At 66.6% G+C, this 15513-nt stretch carries 15 protein-coding genes and 1 tRNA gene; 11 read left to right on the forward strand and 5 right to left on the reverse strand.

Going from position 1 to position 15513, the window contains the following annotated elements; genetic code table 11:
- Positions 1–45 precede the first annotated feature (45 nt).
- Positions 46–1263, forward strand: coding sequence for an MFS transporter (locus OCI36_RS04735; protein ID WP_261663925.1), 1218 nt, complete (start codon positions 46–48; stop codon positions 1261–1263).
- A 65-nt stretch (positions 1264–1328) separates the two neighbouring features.
- On the opposite strand, the gene OCI36_RS04740 is transcribed toward OCI36_RS04735, so the two are convergent.
- The 3 genes from OCI36_RS04740 to OCI36_RS04750 all read right to left on the reverse strand — a co-directional run bounded on the left by OCI36_RS04740 (position 1329) and on the right by OCI36_RS04750 (position 3623).
- A tRNA-Ser gene (locus tag OCI36_RS04740) sits at positions 1329–1418 on the reverse strand.
- A gap of 149 nt (positions 1419–1567) precedes the next feature.
- Positions 1568–2194 carry a phosphoribosylglycinamide formyltransferase gene (locus tag OCI36_RS04745; protein ID WP_261663926.1) on the reverse strand — a complete coding sequence of 209 codons (627 nt, stop codon included), beginning with the start codon at positions 2192–2194 and terminating at the stop codon, positions 1568–1570.
- A 46-nt stretch (positions 2195–2240) separates the two neighbouring features.
- On the reverse strand, positions 2241–3623 hold the full coding sequence (locus tag OCI36_RS04750) for a dipeptidase (RefSeq protein ID WP_261663927.1): 1383 nt from the start codon (positions 3621–3623) through the stop codon (positions 2241–2243).
- A gap of 179 nt (positions 3624–3802) precedes the next feature.
- On the opposite strand from OCI36_RS04750, the gene OCI36_RS04755 reads away from it, so the two are divergent.
- Entirely contained in the window at positions 3803–4708 is a 906-nt protein-coding gene (locus tag OCI36_RS04755) for a hypothetical protein (RefSeq protein ID WP_261663928.1), read from the forward strand.
- Between the two features lie 37 nt (positions 4709–4745).
- Here OCI36_RS04755 and OCI36_RS04760 read toward each other — a convergent pair whose 3' ends face one another.
- Positions 4746–5336: a PadR family transcriptional regulator gene (locus OCI36_RS04760; protein WP_261663929.1), complete on the reverse strand. Its 591-nt coding sequence runs from the start codon at positions 5334–5336 to the stop codon at positions 4746–4748.
- Positions 5337–5398: 62 nt separating this feature from the next.
- Here OCI36_RS04760 and OCI36_RS04765 point away from each other — a divergent pair, with 62 nt between their 5' ends.
- From OCI36_RS04765 to OCI36_RS04780, 4 genes are all read left to right on the forward strand, one after another.
- Positions 5399–6409: an alpha/beta fold hydrolase gene (locus tag OCI36_RS04765; protein WP_261663930.1), complete on the forward strand. Its 1011-nt coding sequence runs from the start codon at positions 5399–5401 to the stop codon at positions 6407–6409.
- Between the two features lie 159 nt (positions 6410–6568).
- Positions 6569–7114, forward strand: coding sequence for an NYN domain-containing protein (locus tag OCI36_RS04770; protein ID WP_261663931.1), 546 nt, complete (start codon positions 6569–6571; stop codon positions 7112–7114).
- Positions 7115–7127: 13 nt separating this feature from the next.
- A complete protein-coding gene (gene queA, locus OCI36_RS04775) occupies positions 7128–8243 on the forward strand; it encodes a tRNA preQ1(34) S-adenosylmethionine ribosyltransferase-isomerase QueA (protein WP_261663932.1) in 1116 nt (371 codons plus the stop codon).
- 3 nt (positions 8244–8246) lie between these two features.
- On the forward strand, positions 8247–8792 hold the full coding sequence (locus tag OCI36_RS04780; RefSeq protein WP_261663933.1) for a 2'-5' RNA ligase family protein: 546 nt from the start codon (positions 8247–8249) through the stop codon (positions 8790–8792).
- A 106-nt stretch (positions 8793–8898) separates the two neighbouring features.
- Here OCI36_RS04780 and OCI36_RS04785 read toward each other — a convergent pair whose 3' ends face one another.
- Complete coding sequence (locus OCI36_RS04785; RefSeq protein ID WP_261663934.1) at positions 8899–9726, reverse strand: nitroreductase family protein; 828 nt, start codon at positions 9724–9726, stop codon at positions 8899–8901.
- A gap of 78 nt (positions 9727–9804) precedes the next feature.
- Here OCI36_RS04785 and OCI36_RS04790 point away from each other — a divergent pair, with 78 nt between their 5' ends.
- The 5 genes from OCI36_RS04790 to OCI36_RS04810 all read left to right on the forward strand — a co-directional run bounded on the left by OCI36_RS04790 (position 9805) and on the right by OCI36_RS04810 (position 15485).
- The gene (locus tag OCI36_RS04790; protein WP_261663935.1) at positions 9805–10920 is read left to right on the forward strand and encodes an NADH:flavin oxidoreductase/NADH oxidase; all 1116 of its coding nucleotides are present in this window, start codon (positions 9805–9807) and stop codon (positions 10918–10920) included.
- A gap of 389 nt (positions 10921–11309) precedes the next feature.
- Complete coding sequence (locus OCI36_RS04795; protein ID WP_261663936.1) at positions 11310–12482, forward strand: RNA-guided endonuclease InsQ/TnpB family protein; 1173 nt, start codon at positions 11310–11312, stop codon at positions 12480–12482.
- A gap of 106 nt (positions 12483–12588) precedes the next feature.
- Complete coding sequence (locus tag OCI36_RS04800; protein ID WP_261663937.1) at positions 12589–13749, forward strand: class I SAM-dependent rRNA methyltransferase; 1161 nt, start codon at positions 12589–12591, stop codon at positions 13747–13749.
- Positions 13750–14496, forward strand: coding sequence for a ZIP family metal transporter (locus OCI36_RS04805; RefSeq protein ID WP_261663938.1), 747 nt, complete (start codon positions 13750–13752; stop codon positions 14494–14496). It begins immediately after the preceding gene.
- Complete coding sequence (locus OCI36_RS04810) at positions 14493–15485, forward strand: DMT family transporter (RefSeq protein WP_261663939.1); 993 nt, start codon at positions 14493–14495, stop codon at positions 15483–15485. Before OCI36_RS04805 ends, OCI36_RS04810 begins: the two co-directional genes overlap by 4 nt.
- Positions 15486–15513 lie beyond the last annotated feature (28 nt).

Below are 15513 nucleotides of genomic sequence, written 5' to 3' on the forward strand. Positions count from 1 at the left end.
AGTGGGCAGGAAAGAGAGCATGACCGGGAATGCGATAGTACCTGGGTGACCGTCTCCCCTGTTTCACCCGCTCCCCCTGCTCCGCCAACCTTCGCCAGTCTGGCGACCCGGCTGTGGCCGCTCTACCTGTCACAGGCGCTGGCAACCGGGGCCACCACCGTCAGCACCATTCTGGCCTCGCTGGTCATGGCCGACCTGGGCAGCGAGCAGCTCAGTGGCCTGCCGTCTACCCTGATCAGTCTGGCAGCGGCACTTTCAGCGTCCAGCTTCGGGGTGCTTATGCTGCGCCGGGGCCGCCGGATCGGACTGGGCAGCGCTTTTGTGCTGGGCAGCCTGGGCGGCCTGCTGGGCTTTGCCGGCGCCCGCTGGGGCCTGACACCGCTGTTTCTGGCCGGGGCCGCCGGCCTGGGAGCGGCGCAGGGCGGCTTTCAGCAGGCCCGCTACGCGGCAGCCGAAAGTGTGCCGGCGCCGGTGCGGGGGCTGGCACTGGGCGTGCTGATGCTGATGAGCGTGCTGGGTTCCTGGGTGATGACCGGCTTCGGCCCGCAGATCACGGCTCTGAGCGGCCGCCTGGGCACCGGCGAGGAAGTGACCGGCTGGCTGGTGGGCGCCGGGCTGCTGGCCCTGGCCGCGGTGATGATTGCGCTGTGGCGGCCGCTGCCAGCGGCGTCTGCTGCCGGGACGCCGGCCAGCAACAGCGACACCAGCCAAACTGGAGCCAAACCGTCGCTCGCAGAGTCACTGGCGGCGCCGGGGGTCAAAAGCACCATCGCCGCGCTGGCTGCCGCGCAGGCGGTCATGGTCACGCTGATGAGCCTGCCCCCGCTGCGGGCACACCACATGGGGCTGGAACATGGGTCCATCGCCGGGCTGGTGTCGGGCCACATCGCCGGAATGTTCGCCTTCGGCCTGCTGACCGGCCCGCTGATCGACCGGCTGGGCCTGCGCTTTGGCTACGTCATGGGCGGGTTACTGCTGCTGCTGGCCGCCGGCACCTCAGTCACCGGCACCCGCGCTGGGCTGCTGCTCAGCATGTTCGTGCTGGGCCTGGGCTGGAATCTGATTTCGCTGACCAGTTCCAAGGTGCTGTCCCGCTGGCCGGCGGCGCAGGGCCCGGCCGATTCGCTGGCCTTTGCCGGCGCCGCGCTGGGCACGCTGCTGGGCGGTCTGCTGATGGCGCGCTCCGGCTTTCCGGCGCTGGCCCTGACTGCCGGCATGCTGGCGCTGCTGCCATTCTGGGCGGCCTGGCGGGTACGCGGCTAAGCCAGGCAGGAACAGCACGGCTAACAATGATCAAGGCCGCCCCAAAAGGCGGCCCTGTTCTTAGCTGGCGGAACGAGAGGGATTCGAACCCTCGATAGAGTTGCCCCTATACACGCTTTCCAGGCGTGCTCCTTCAACCACTCGGACACCGTTCCAGCGGCAAGCAGCTTACCCCAAAGCTGACCCGGATTGCAAATAGGCGCGGGCAGCTTGCAGCGCAGCGGAGGTGACACTGGCTTCATCTCAACACGAGCAAGCAGGGCCGCCACCATCTCTTACCTCTGGCGGCCATGTTGCCTCTGCTTTAAGCGCCTCTGACCAGAAACTCGCGCAGGGCCTGCACATACAGCGGGCCTTCGCTGTCCTGCACTCGGGCACGCAGCGTGTCCAGCGTGTCGCCGGGCAGCACCGGCACCCGGCTTTGCGCCAGCAGCGGGCCTTCGTCAATGCCGGCCGTGACCAGATGAACCGAGGCCCCGCTCTCGGAGTCGCCAGCGGCCAGCACCGCCGTATGCACCCGGTCCCCGTACATGCCGGGGCCGCCGTGGCGCGGCAGCAGGCTGGGGTGGATGTTCAGCGTGCGGCCAGCGTAAGCCCCCAGCACCTGCGGCCCCAGCGCCTTCATGTAGCCGCTCAGCACCAACACGTCCACCCCCTGCTGCTGCAAAAAGGCCAGAATGGCCCCGTCCAGCGCAGCGGGGTCCGGGAAGCGGGCACTGCTCAGGTGCGCGGCGGTCAGGCCCCCAGCCTGTGCCCAGGCCAGTGCCGCACTGCGGGAATTGTTGCTGACCAGCGCCACCGGCTGGGCCGGCAGCTCACCGGCTGCACAGGCCGCAGCAATGGCCCTGGCCCCGCTGCCCCCGTGCGACGCCAGAAAACCCAGGCGGGCTGGGCGGTTCCGTTCCCCGCCCCCGGTTCTCTGTTCTGTCAACCGTTCACTCCCTTCAGGGTGGCGGGCCGTCCCGCCGCCCCATTCGCTACTCGTTTTCACTCGCAAGGGCGATTTCCTGCATCAGGTAGGCACTCGTCAGAATCCCGTTGAAGTAATCCTCCTGCGAGAAGCTCTCGTTGGGGCTGTGCAGGCCGTCCTCGTTCACGCCGAAGTCCACCAGCAGCACCGGCGCTTCCAGAATGCGCACGAAGTCGGCCACGATGGGAATGCTGCCCCCGGTGCGGCCGAAGGCGGCCGAGCGGCCATAGACCCGCTCCAGGGCGTGGTCGGCCGCCTTGATAAAGGGGCTGTCCAGGTCGAACTTGACCGGCTGCCCACCGTGCGAGGCCCGCACTTCCACCTGCACGCCGGCCGGGGCCAGGGTGGGAATGTACTCCTGCATCCGGCGCAGGATATCGTCGGGGTCCTGGCCAGGCACCAGCCGGCACGAGACCTTGGCCCCGGCCTTGGCGGGAATCACGGTCTTGCTGCCTTCGCCCTGAAAGCCGCCCCAGATGCCGTTCACGTCCAGCGTGGGCCGGCCCCAGATGCGCTCCAGCGTGGTGTAGCCTTCCTCGCCGGGCAGCGCCGAGGCGCCGATGCTGGCAGCAAACTCTTCGTCCGAGTGCGGCAGCTCGGCCCACATCTGGCGTTCTTCGCCGGTCAGGGGAGCCACGCCATCGTAAAAGCCGGGAATGGTGATGCGGCCCTGCTCGTCCTTGAGCTGAGCCACGATTTCGCACAGGGCGTTGATGGGGTTGGGCGCCGCGCCGCCGTAGGAGCCGGAGTGCAGGTCACGGCTGGCGCCCTGCACCAGCACGTCCACATAGGCGATACCGCGCAGGCCGTAGGTGACGGTGGGCACGTCCTTGGCGAAGCGGCTGCCGTCGGAAATCACGATCACATCGCACTTCAGGTCGTCCCGGTGGGCCTGGAGGTAACTTTCCAGGTTCAGGCTGCCGATTTCCTCCTCGCCTTCCAGCAGGAACTTGAGGTTCACCGGCAGTTCGCCCTGCGAGAGCAGCAGCTCGGCGCCGCGCACGTGGGCGTAGGCCTGGCCCTTGTCGTCGGTGGCGCCGCGCGCATAGATGCGGCCGTCCCGCACCTCGGGCTCAAAAGGCGGGCTGACCCATTCTTCGACCGGGTCTTCCGGCTGCACGTCGTAGTGGCCGTACACCAGCACGGTGGGCTTGCCCGGAGCATTCAGGCGCTCGGCGTACACCACCGGATGCCCGGCGGTCGGGTCCACCCGGGCGCTGAAGCCCAGGGCAGCCAGCTTGGCACGCAGGTACTCGGCGGTGCGGCCCATGTCGGCTGTGCGGGTGCTGTCGGAGCTGACCGAGGGAATACGCAGCAGCTCGAACAGTTCGGCCTGGGCCGACTCGCGGTCCAGCTGGGCGGAAAGGTCGGCGGACGGAGATGTGGTCATAAGGACATCATAAGCAAAAGCGGCCCGGCGCTTTCCGGCGGCGCTCAGGACCACGTCAGGGCGCTCAGATAGGCTGGAGCCATGCAGAAGATGCCCCCAGCTGCAGGGAGAGCCGGCGGTCCCGCCAGAGCGCGGCTGGTCGCTGGTGGCCACTGCTTCTTGTGCTTCTACTGCTTCCCATGCTGGCGCTGCTCTGGCCAGTCATTCCGCTGGCCTCTACGTCGTTCGGGTGGCACTTTTATGCGCCTTCGCAGGAAACGGCCATTGCGCGGCGCGCGCCCAGCTTTGCCGAGATGTGGGGTTCAAATGGTCAAGGTCCCTGGGTCATCCGGCTCACTGAGGACACCCCGGCCAACCGCGAGGACATTCTCCAGGCGTTGCAAGCCGTGAAAGGACATGACTACCGGGGCCACGTCAAGCGCTGGGAACCGGTCAAATACAGCGCGCTGGAGCTGGCCCAGGCCAGAGTGGTGGCCGCAGGGGGCAAAGGGGTCAATGGAGTAGGGCAGTTGTGGCGCGAAAACTGGGTCACAGCAGACCTGGAGCTGCCGCACCACGTTCCTGCCGCGCAGGAGCGGCTGCGGCGGGCCGGCATACCGCTAGACGCCGTACATTTCAGGGCCGTGCCGCCCAGGGAGGTGGCCCCCCGCACCACCTGGGATGCCAGCTTCCGCGCCTGGCTGGAAGCTCCAGAGCAAGTCGGCGGGCGCACACCCCTGACCTTCATCCTCTGGTTCGAGAACACCGGCCAGCAGGACCTGGAATTCGTCTTTGAGCCGGGCCGCTGCGGCACTCTGGTCTGGCAGGTGGTGAACGAGTCGGGCGAGGTGGTGCGGCCCCAGCCGGCAGGCGGAACCTGCACCACCAACAGCATCGGCCCCACCCGGGTGGCGGCCGGGAAGCGGGTGGCTCTGGTAGATCCACAGCAGGACAGCCGCCGGGAGGTGAGCTGGGACCTACGCGACCCGTTCGGAAAGCGGGTTCCGGCAGGGCGCTACACCCTGCAAGCCAGCTTTCCCACCGGTTTTGGAGGGAATGTGGAACAGGTGCGCCTGCCCGACGTGAGCTTCGAGGTACGGCGCTGAGATCAGCTGGGAAGTGGACTGGCCGCAGAGACCACGCTCAGCCTGCGGAAGAGGCCGAGTCGCTGCCACCCCCGGCTTCCACCTCGCGCTCCAGCCGGGCCACGGCGTCCCGCAGCCAGTCGCGATCGGCGCGGGTCAGCCGCTCGATACGCTCCAGCGCCAGCCCCACGCCGGCGGTGCAGGGCTGGCGGGCCGCGTCGCAGCCGGCCAGCTGGGCCTCGACCTGGGCCAGCCGTTCCCGCAGCGCGGTCAGCAACTGCGGCGGCGCAATGTACTCGGAGAACATCACCGGCACGTTGCCCTCGGGAATCAGGGGTGGGGCCTGACGCAGTTGGTCTTCCAGCAGCTGACAAAAGTGGGTCCGGCCGGCTTCAGTCAGGTGAAAAACGCGCCGGGTGGGCCGCTGAGCCTGCGCCTCAGTGTGGCTAACAATCAGCTCACGGGCTTCCAGGCGGTCCAGCAACTGATAGGCGGTGGCTTTTTTAAGGCGAATAACGGCCTCAAGATTGCGCTCAATAAAGTCGTTGATCTCGTAGCCGTGACGGTCCTGCTCGGTCAAGAGACCCAGCAGCAGCAGAATCCGCTCGTCGTCCGGCAAGGCGGGCCGGTCTGAAGGAAGTTTGGTCACCCGCTCATCTTAGCTGTAGTCAGGATTGACTAATATGGAGTTGACTACCAAGGAGGTCTGATATGAAACGGAAAACGACGCCCAAACTTGTAACGGCCGCAGCGGTGCTGCTGGCTGCCGGCCTGTTCAGCGCGGCGGCAGCCCAGGCGGTGCAGGTCAGTACCGCCCAGAGCCAGCAGGTGCAGGCCAACCCGTCCCAGACGCCCCGCGGCCTGCGCCCTGCCGTAAACGGAGAAGTGCGCGAATTGAACCTGCCCGGCTTCGGCAAGGTGCGCTATTACGCCAGCGACAGCGGCGAAGGCCGCCCGCTGATTCTGACCCACTCGGTCAACGCGGCCGCCAGCACCTACGAAGTCAAGCCGCTGTGGAACGCTTACGCCGGCAAGCGCCCGGTGTACTCACTGGACTGGCCCGGCTTCGGTCAGAGTGACCGCCCCGACACCAAATACACCCCCGAGCTGATGTCCCAGGCCCTGCTGGCGCTGGTGGACAAGCTGGACACCGATGTGGACGTGGTCGCGCTGTCGCTGGGCAGTGAGTTTGCCGCCCGCGCGGCGCTGCAAGAACCCCGCATTCGCAGCCTGGCCCTACTCAGCCCCAGCGGCCTGGGTGAAGCCCGAGGAGGCAGCCAGCAGTCCACCGAGAGCGACCGTGGTGAGCGGGCCTACAACCTGCTGAGTAAGGTTGAAGATCCGCTGTACAGCCTGCTGCGCACCCGCGCCAGCCTGAAGTACTACCTGAACAAGAGCTTCCGCGGCCCGGTGCCCGAGGACGTGGTGCAGTACTCCTGGGAATCCAGCCGCCAGCCCGGCGCGTCCAACGCTCCGCTGTACTTCCTGAGTGGCAAGCTGTTTACCCAAGGCGCCTACGACAAGCTCTACAGCAAGCTGACGGTGCCCACCGCCGTGCTGTATGACAAGGACCCCTTCGTCTCGTTCGATCTGCTGCCACAGTTCGATGCCAAGCGCAACGTGGCCGCTGTGCGGATTGCCGGCACCGACGGCCTGCCGCAGTGGGACCAGCCGGACGCCACCCGGCAGGTGCTGGAAGAACTCTGGCGCCAGGCCCGCTGAGGCCCCGGCAGCCCTGCTGTCAGGCACCCCGCCAGGCCGGCACCGGCTTGGGCGGGGTCTTTTTTCAGCCGGCCGCGCCGGGTTGCGCTAGGCTAGCAGGAGCGGTCGCCACGCCTTTTTTCAGGTGACCGCAGACCCCCCACAACAGGAGAAAACACAATGCAGTCCATTACCCCCAAGCCCCGCGTGGGCATTTTTATTGACACCCAGAACCTCTACCACTCGGCCCGTGACCTGCTGGAACGCACCGTGAACTTCGAGACCTTGCTGCACGCCGGCACCGACGGCCGCGAGTTGGTTCACGCTATCGCCTACACGGTGGAGCGCGAGGGCGAAAGCACCGCCCTGCCGTTTATCTACAAGCTGTCCACCCTGGGCTACAAGGTGCGGCGCATAAACCTGACGCTGCACTTTGTCAACGACTCGGGCCGGCCTATCTATGAGGGCAACTGGGATATGGGCATGGTGGCCGACATGGTGCGGATGATGGACCACCTTGACGTGGTCGTGCTGGGCAGCGGTGACGGTGACTTTACCGACATCGTGGAACTGTTGCAGGAACGCGGCAAGCGGGTGGAAGTGCTGGCCTTCCGTGAACACACCGCCCAGAAGCTGATCGACGCGGCCGACAAGTTCACCCACCTGCCGGGCCTCAGCGGCGCCCTGATGCCGGCCCGCAAAAAAGCCGACACCGAAGAAGAGTAAGGGAGTGGCTGAGATGGACCACAAAGACAGGGCCACACAGGCGACCGAAACGGCGCAGCCGGATTCTGACGCGGTGCTGGCCCAACTGCACTTTGAGCTGCCGCAGGAACGCATTGCCCAGACCGGCGCCGAGCCGCGCGATTCCTCGCGGTTGATGGAGGTGCGGGCAGACGGCGAACTGCGCCACCACATCTTTCACGACCTGCCGCAGTTGCTGCGGCCCGGCGACGTGCTGGTGTTCAACCAGAGCCGGGTGATTCCCGCCCGGGTAATGGCCTACAAGCCGGCCTTGAATGGGCTGGGCGGCGGCCAGATCGAGGTGATGCTGCTGCGCGAGGAAGAAACCAACCTCTGGAGCGCCTACCTGAAACCGGCCCGCCGCGCCGGAAATGAGCTGTGGCTGGGGCAACCCGGCGGCCAGCAGCACCGCGCCGAGGTGGTGGGCGTGCAAGAGGACGGTGCCCGGCTGCTGCGCTTTGACCACGACATCAAGCCGCACCTGGACGAGATCGGGCGGCTGCCGCTGCCCCCTTACATTCAGGCCGGCAAGGACGACACGGTCTGGCGCGAGCGTTATCAGACCGTCTACGCCCGCGAGAACGGCTCGGTGGCGGCGCCCACCGCCGGGCTGCACTTCACCACCGGGCTGATGGCCCAACTGCGGGAGATGGGCGTGGAGCAGCACGCCATCACGCTGCACGTGGGCGCCGGCACCTTCAAGCCGATTCAGGGCTCAGTGTCGGAGCACGTCATGCACGCCGAGCAGTACCACATCTCGCCCGAGACGGCAGCGGCCATCAACCGGGCGCACGCCGAAGGCCGGCGGGTGGTGGCGGTGGGCACCACCACCGTGCGGGCGCTGGAAAGCAGCGTGAACGAACGCGGCGAGGTGAGCAGCGGCGAGGGCGACACCCGGATTTTCATCACGCCAGGCCGCCCGGTGCGGGTGCCGGACCTGCTGATCACCAACCTGCACCTGCCGGGCTCCACCCTGATGCTGTTGGTGGCTGCTTTTGCCGGCGTAGACCGCATTCAGGCCGCTTACCGCGAGGCGCTGGACAGCGGCTACCGCTTCTACTCGCTGGGCGACGCGATGCTGCTGGAAAACACCAGCCGCCGGCAGGACTGAGGCATGAACGTTGGCCCCAGCTTCCTGCTGGCGCTGCTGCCCCCGCCGGAAGTAGCTGAGCGGCTGCAAGCCTGGCGCATGCAGCATGGCGTCCAGGACGCCGCCGCCACGCCACACATCACCGTGAAAGCCCGCAGTGGGCTGGGACCGGAGCTGACCTGGCGGCCGGCCGCACAGGCGGTGGCTGCCGCAGCTACACCGGTCACGCTGACGCTGGGTGCCGCCCGGCTGTTCTCACGCGGGCAGGCGCTCTACTTGCCGGTAGCCAGCCCGGACGCAGTGGCGCTGCATCTGGCCCTGCTGGACGCCCTGAACCCGCCCAAGCGTTTTGGGTACGAGGGGCCGGCCATGCAGCCGCACCTCTCGCTCGCGCTGGGCCGGCGCGGCGCAGACCTGCCCCGGCTGCTGGCGGCCGCCGAAACCGAGCTGGCAGACCTAAACGGGTTCAGCTGGACTGCCCAGCACCTTGCGCTAATGCAGAAGCCGGGGCCGGGCGCGGCCTACGCGGTGCAGGAGTGCTGGCCGCTGGGCACTTCACATCCACTGTAAACGGCCAGCCTCCCACCGCAGAACATCACGGTGAGAGGCTGGTCATCTGGAGAGGGTCAGGCGGGCGGGATCAACGCACCCAGCCCTCTCTCTCCCCTTCTGCGGCTTACTTCAGGCCTTGCTGCGCCTTGACGCTGCTCAGGCCAGCTTCGCGCTGCTCCATGGCGCCGCCCGCGCCCCAGTACATCTTCAGCAGGCGGGCCCAGTCGCCAGGCTGGCCGCCGCGCGAGGCGATAGGGTTCATCTGCTCGATGTTCTGCTGCAGTTCCTCGGTGCCGATTTCGCGGTAGCGGTCGGTGTGCACCACCGCTTCACGGGCCAGCCGGGGACGGTAGGGAGTGTCCTCATCGCTGAGGCCCACCGTCAGTGCCGAAAAGGGCAGCACGCCGTGCGGCAGCCCCAGCACCTCCACGATTTCGGAGAGGTGGTTCAGCACGCCGCCGATCCAGCAGCCCTGATACCCCAGCATTTCGGCGGCGGTCAGCAGGTTCTGTCCGGCCATCACCGCGTCGCCCACCGCGAAGTGATCGGCCACGTCCGGCCAGGCACCGGGTTCCACGTCGCTCAGCGCCAGAATCTGCTGGATGCGGTGCATGTCGGCGCACAGCACGAAAGCACCCCCGGCGGTGGCGATATGCGCGTTGCCGGTCAGCTCGGCCATCTGGGCGCGCAGCTGCGGGTCCTGCAGGTGCACGATGGAGTACAGCTGCGAGGTGGAGTGGGTGGGTGCACGCTGCGCGGCGTAGAGGATGGCGTCCAGATGGTCGCCGGGCAGCGGAATAGGCTGGCCGTTCTCGGTGCGGTACTGGCGCACGGTGCGGTGGCCGGAGAAATACTCGCGCACCTGTTCGGGGCTCTGGTGTCGGGAGGCGGCCGGCGCAGCCTGGGGCCGGGGCTCAGCGGGTTGGGGCTCAGCGGGTTGGGTATCTGACATAGGGCGACAGGATAAGCCACAAGGCATTCCTAAAATGCTCAGGTTCATCACGGTTGTCCCCGATTTACACTGTGGGCCATGACCATTCCCACCCACCCGCAGACCTCCTCCGACGACCCGGTGGTGACGCCCAAGCTGCTGCTGCCGGCCCGCATGAAACGCCTCGAACTCAGCAACCGCATCGCCGTTTCGCCGATGTGTATGTACTCGGCACAGAACGGTGTGGCCAACGACTTTCACCTGGCCCACTACGGCTCGTTCGCGCTGGGCGGCGCCGGGCTGATTCTGCTGGAAGCCACCGCCGTCAGCCCCGAAGGCCGCATCAGCCCTTATGACCTGGGCCTGTGGAGTGACGAGCAGATCGGCCCGCTGGGTCACATCACCGACTTTGTCCACCGCTACGGCGCCAAAGTGGGGGTGCAGCTGGCGCACGCCGGCCGCAAAGCCTCCACCCACCGCCCCGGCGACGGCCAGGGCGCCCTCTCCGAGGAACGCGGCGCCTGGGAGGTGCTGGCGCCCAGCGCTCAGGCTTACAGCGAGCATTACCCCCAGCCGCGCGAAATGACCGCCGAGGAGATTGCCGCCGTGCCGGCCCTGTTCGCCGCCGCTGCCCGCCGCGCCGAGGTGGCCGGGTTCGATACGGTGGAAATCCACGCGGCGCACGGCTACTTGCTGCATCAGTTTCTCTCGCCGCTGAGCAACGCCCGCACCGACGACTACGGTGGCTCGTTCGAGAACCGCACCCGGCTGCTGCTGGACACGGTCCGGGCAGTGCGCGAGGTCTGGCCGCAGCACCTGCCGCTGCTGGTCCGCATCAGCGCCACTGACTGGGTGGAAGGCGGCTGGGACGAGGAACAGTCAGTGGCCCTGGCGAAAATCCTGCGCTTTGAGGGGGTGGACGTGTTGGACGTGAGCACCGGCGGCCTGGACCCCCGCCAGCAGATTCCGGTTGAGCCGCTGTATCAGGTGCCGTTCGCGCAGGCCATCAAGCAGGCCGCGCCCGAGCTGGAAGTGATGACGGTGGGCCTAATCGAAACCCCGATGCAGGCCGAACAGGTGCTGCAAGAGGGCCTGGCCGACTGGGTGGCACTGGGCCGCGCCATGCTGCGTGACCCCCACTGGCCGCAGCGGGCCGCCCGCGAATTCGGAATCACGCCTGAATTGCCGCAGCCTTACGCCCGCGCCGGCTGGTGAACGGCGTTCAGAACAGCACCAGCAGACGGAGCCGCTTCGCAGGAGGCGGCCTCTTTTTCTGCGGTGTTTCGGTGGCTGAGGTGCAGCGGGAAAGATTCGCAGCGGTTTATTTCAGTAGTCCGTTTTGCTGTGATCAATCACAGCGAGCCGGCGCGGGGTCCAGCGGTAGAATGCCCGGGCCTCTCCCACCGCGTCCGTCCGCTGCCCTACACTCTTCTTTATGACAGAAAATGACGCGCATGCCCCGTACTTCAGCGCGGGGTCTAGCGGCATCCGCCCGGTAGGGCGGCTAAGCCTAAGCCCTACGTTCTGTGGTAAATTAAATGAGCAATGGCCCCGCGCTGTACCACCAGCCGGGACCGTGGCAAAGCGGAGAGGAGCCGCTTCGCATGTCAGACGATACCACCATTCGGGTGTTCAAGTACCGCTTGTACCCAACCAAGCTTCAAGAGGCCACCATGTTTAACACGCTGCGGCTCACCCGCACGCTGTACAACGCTGCCCTAGAGCAGCGGATTGCGGCGTACAAGAAGCAAGGCAAGACGGTTACGGGGTACGACCAACAGAAGGAACTCACAGCGCTCAAGGCTGAGTGCCCGGAGTTCGCTGCGGTCTATTCCCATGTCCTGCAAGAGCCACTGGAGCGGCTGGACAAGGCGTTCAAGGGCTTCTTCTCTCGGTTGAAGCAAGGCAAGAAAGCGGGATTCCCTCGCTTCAAACCCATGCAGCGCTGGACCAGTTTTAAGTTCAAAGAAGTCTGGGATAAGAAGAAGGGCCGCTGGCTTACCCCTGGTAGGCCCACCGACGACGGGAAGCGCATCAACATTCCCAAAATCGGCAGCGTGAAATGCAAGTTTCACCGCCCGCTGGAGGGTGTACCAAAGAACCTGCAAGTCGTCCACGACTGCGGCGAGTGGTATGCGGTCTATACCTGCGAAGTTCCTCAGCGCTCCTTGCCCGCCACGGGGTCAAGCGTCGGGGTGGACGTAGGAACAACATGGTTTGCCATCACGTCAGACGGCGAGTTCGTGGAGAACCCGCGCCATCTTCAGAAGAATCTCCGCAAGCTTCGCATCCAGCAGCGCACCGTTGCCCGCCGCAAGAAAGGCGGCAACAGGCGCAAGAAAGCCGTGAAGCTGGTTGCCAAGACTCATCAACGAATCCGCCGCGCCCGACTGGACTTCCACCACAAGACGGCAAGGAGACTGGTCAATGAACACGACGTCATCGCCCACGAAGATTTGAAGGTCTCCAACATGGTCAAGTCCAACTTGGCCCGCTCCATCTCCGATGTCGGATGGAGTCAGTTTTTCGACATCCTCGCCCTGAAAGCGGAAGAAGCTGCCCGGCGTGTGATTCGCGTAGACCCTCGGTACACCTCGCAAACCTGTCACCAATGCGGCCACCGCTGTAAGGAAAACAGGCTAAGCCAATCGCGTTTTCGGTGCGTGGTTTGCGGGCATGAGGACAATGCAGATTTGAATGCAGCGCGAAACATTCTCCGGGCCGGGACACGGCCTTCAGGTGTGAACGATAAGGAAGGTATCTATGTCGTCGCCTGAGAAGCCTCGCTCTTTAGAGCGGGGAGTTGTCACTCCACGTAATCCCCCCCAGGTCGGCCAGCGCAGCCGGGGCCAGGCCCCGAGAGCTGCGGCCGCCGGCCCCGCCGTGATTCTGACCCCCCAGGCGGTGCGCCGCATTGCGGGCCGCTACCCATTCGGCCACCAGCAGGACATTCAGGACGCCCCGCAGGGCACCGCGCCCGGCGAGGTGGTTACGGTGCGTGGCCCCGATGGTTCTTTTGTGGGCCGTGGCTACTGGAACGAAGCGGGCGCCACCCCGCTGCGGCTGCTGACCTGGCAGGACGAGGCGGTGGACCTGGACTTTTACCGCCGCCAGATCAGGCGGGCGCTAGGGCACCGTGAGGGCCGGATTCAGGGCACCAACGCCCTGCGGGTGCTGCACGCCGAGGCCGACGGGATGCCCGGCGTGGTGGCCGACCAGTTCGGCGAAGTGCTGAGTGTGCAGCTGCGTAACGCCGGTGTGGAACGCCACCGCGACCTGATTCTGCGGGCGCTGCGGGAAGAAACCGGCGCGGCGGCCGCCTTCGAGCGCAGCGACACCGGCGAGCGGCGCAAAGAAGGCCTGGAACTGACCAGCGGAGCACTGTGGGGTGACCTACCAGAGACGGTGGAATTCTTCGAGGACGACCTGACGCTGTCTTTCCGGCCGCTGGAAGCCCAGAAGACCGGCTTTTTCCTGGACCAGCGCGACAACCGCCGGCTGATGCGCTCGCTGATCCGGCCGGGGCAGCAGTTTCTGGACGTGTATTCCTACACCGGCTCGTTCAGCCTGCACGCGGCCAAAGCGGGTGCCAAAGCCGTCGCCATCGACAAGGACAACGTGGCGCTGGCCACTCTGGAAAGCGTGGCCCGCCGCAACGGTGCGGCCGTGGGCGTGCGCTGGGGAGACGCACTGGAACAGCTCGCGGCGCTGCAAAAGGAAAATCGCCGTTTCGACGCGGCCGTATTCGACCCGCCCACCCTCGCCAAACGGAAGGGTGACCTGCCGCGTGCCAAGCGCATCTTTACCGACGGCACCGCGCAGGTGCTGGAAATGCTGAATCCCGGCGGTTACGTGCTGGTCAGCACCTGTGCCCATTACATCAGTGTGAACGACCTGCTGGACGCCTCGCGGGTCGCTGCGGGCCTGGCCGGCTGCGGCGCCGAGGTGGTGGACATCACCTATCAGCCGGCCGACCACCCGCACCTGCTCAGCGTGCCGGAAAGCCTGTACCTCAAAAGCCTGCTGCTCAGAAAGGAGCCCTGAATGGACGTGATTGCTGCCTGGCCCGGAGCGCTTCAGGCTGGATTCTGGGGGCTGGTTTCGGGCTCGGCGCTGCTGCTGGGCGCCCTGGCCGGCCTGCGCCTGCGCCTGTCCGAAACCTGGGTGGCCGCCGTGATGGCTTTTGGCTCGGGCGTGCTGATTTCGGCCCTGGCCTTTGAACTGATGGATGAAGCTTACAGCCAGGGTGGCCTGACCGCCTCTGCGGCCGGCTTTCTGGGGGGCGCCGCACTCTACGTGGCCGCCACCAGCCTGATGGAACGGTGGCAGGGAAACAGCGGCGACAAGGAAGACCAAGAAAGCGGCACCGCCTTTGTGGTGGGCGCCCTGATTGACGGCATTCCCGAATCCATCGTGGTAGGCCTCAGCCTGCTGGGGGGAAGCGCGGTCAGCCTGGTCACGGTGATTGCCATTTTCCTGAGCAACATCCCCGAAGGGCTTTCGGGCGCCGCCGGCATGAAAAAGAACTACCGCCCCGGCCAGATCATGCTGCTGTGGACCGGCGTGATCCTGCTGCTGGGGGTGGCGTCGCTGCTGGGCTACACCGCCTTTGACCATGCCTCGCCGGCCACCGTGGCCGCCACCACGGCGGTGGCAGCCGGCGGCATTCTCGCCATGCTGATGAACACCATGATTCCCGACGCTTTCAAGGAAGACCACAACTGGTCGGGGCTGATCGCGGCGCTGGGCTTTTTGGTGTCGTTTACCCTGAGCAAGCTGGGTGAAGGATGAACGCTCACCTGCGCGGCATTCTGATTCTGCTGGCGGTTACGGCCATCTGGGGCAGCACCTTCGCCGTGACCAAGATTCTGGGCGATCAGCTGGCACCTTCCGTGCTGGTGGCCTGGCGCTTTACGGTTGCGGCGCTGCTGCTGGCGCCGGCGGTGAGCTGGATTCGCCGCCGCCGGCGCCGCCGCGGCACCCTGGCCCCCCGCAGCCCGGGCCTGTGGCGCGACGGAGCCATTCTGGGCGCGTGGCTGATTGCCAGCTACGGCACCCAGACGGTGGCCCTGACCACCACCACTGCCAACCGCGCTGCTTTCTTCACAGCACTCAGCGTGGTGCTGGTGCCGCTGTGGCTGGCCGCCGCACAGGGCCGCCGGATGCCCTGGACGCTGTGGCTGGCGCTGCCGCTGGCGGTGGCCGGGCTGGGGCTGCTGTCCTGGGAAGGCGGCAGCTGGGTGGCCGGCGACACCTGGGCGCTGGGCTGCGCCGTGTCCTACGCAGGGTTTATCATCGCGCTGGAAGGCATGGCCAACCGGCACCCGGCCCTGCCTTTTACCCTGGCGCAGGTCAGCTGCGTAGCGCTGTACGCCTGGATCTGGACCCTGCTGTCCGCACTGACCGGCGGCCTGGAAGGCACCAATGGGCTGCTGCCTGGCGACGGCTACTGGGCGCCGCTGCTGTACCTGGGCGTGATCGCCACCGCGCTGACCACCCTGCTCCAGACCATCGGCCAGCGGTCGGTCAGCGCCGCCGAGGCCAGCCTGATTTACGCGCTGGAGCCGGTGGGGGCGGCCGTGTTCAGCTACGCCCTGATCGGCGAGCGGATCGGCAGCCGCGGCTTTATGGGCGGCGCGCTGGTGGTGGCCTCCACCCTGCTGAGCAGTTTCAGCACCGGCAAGGCCCACCCCGAAACGCCGGCCCCCGACGGCCACCTGCCCAGGACCCCGCATGAGGAGGACGAGGAAGACGAAGAAGAGCTGTCTTTCCCCTTCTGAAGCAGGCACACCAACTCAGTAGAGGTTA

Origin of the sequence: Deinococcus sp. Marseille-Q6407 (genome assembly GCF_946848805.1) — a bacterium.
In the GTDB taxonomy this organism is placed as follows: domain Bacteria; phylum Deinococcota; class Deinococci; order Deinococcales; family Deinococcaceae; genus Deinococcus.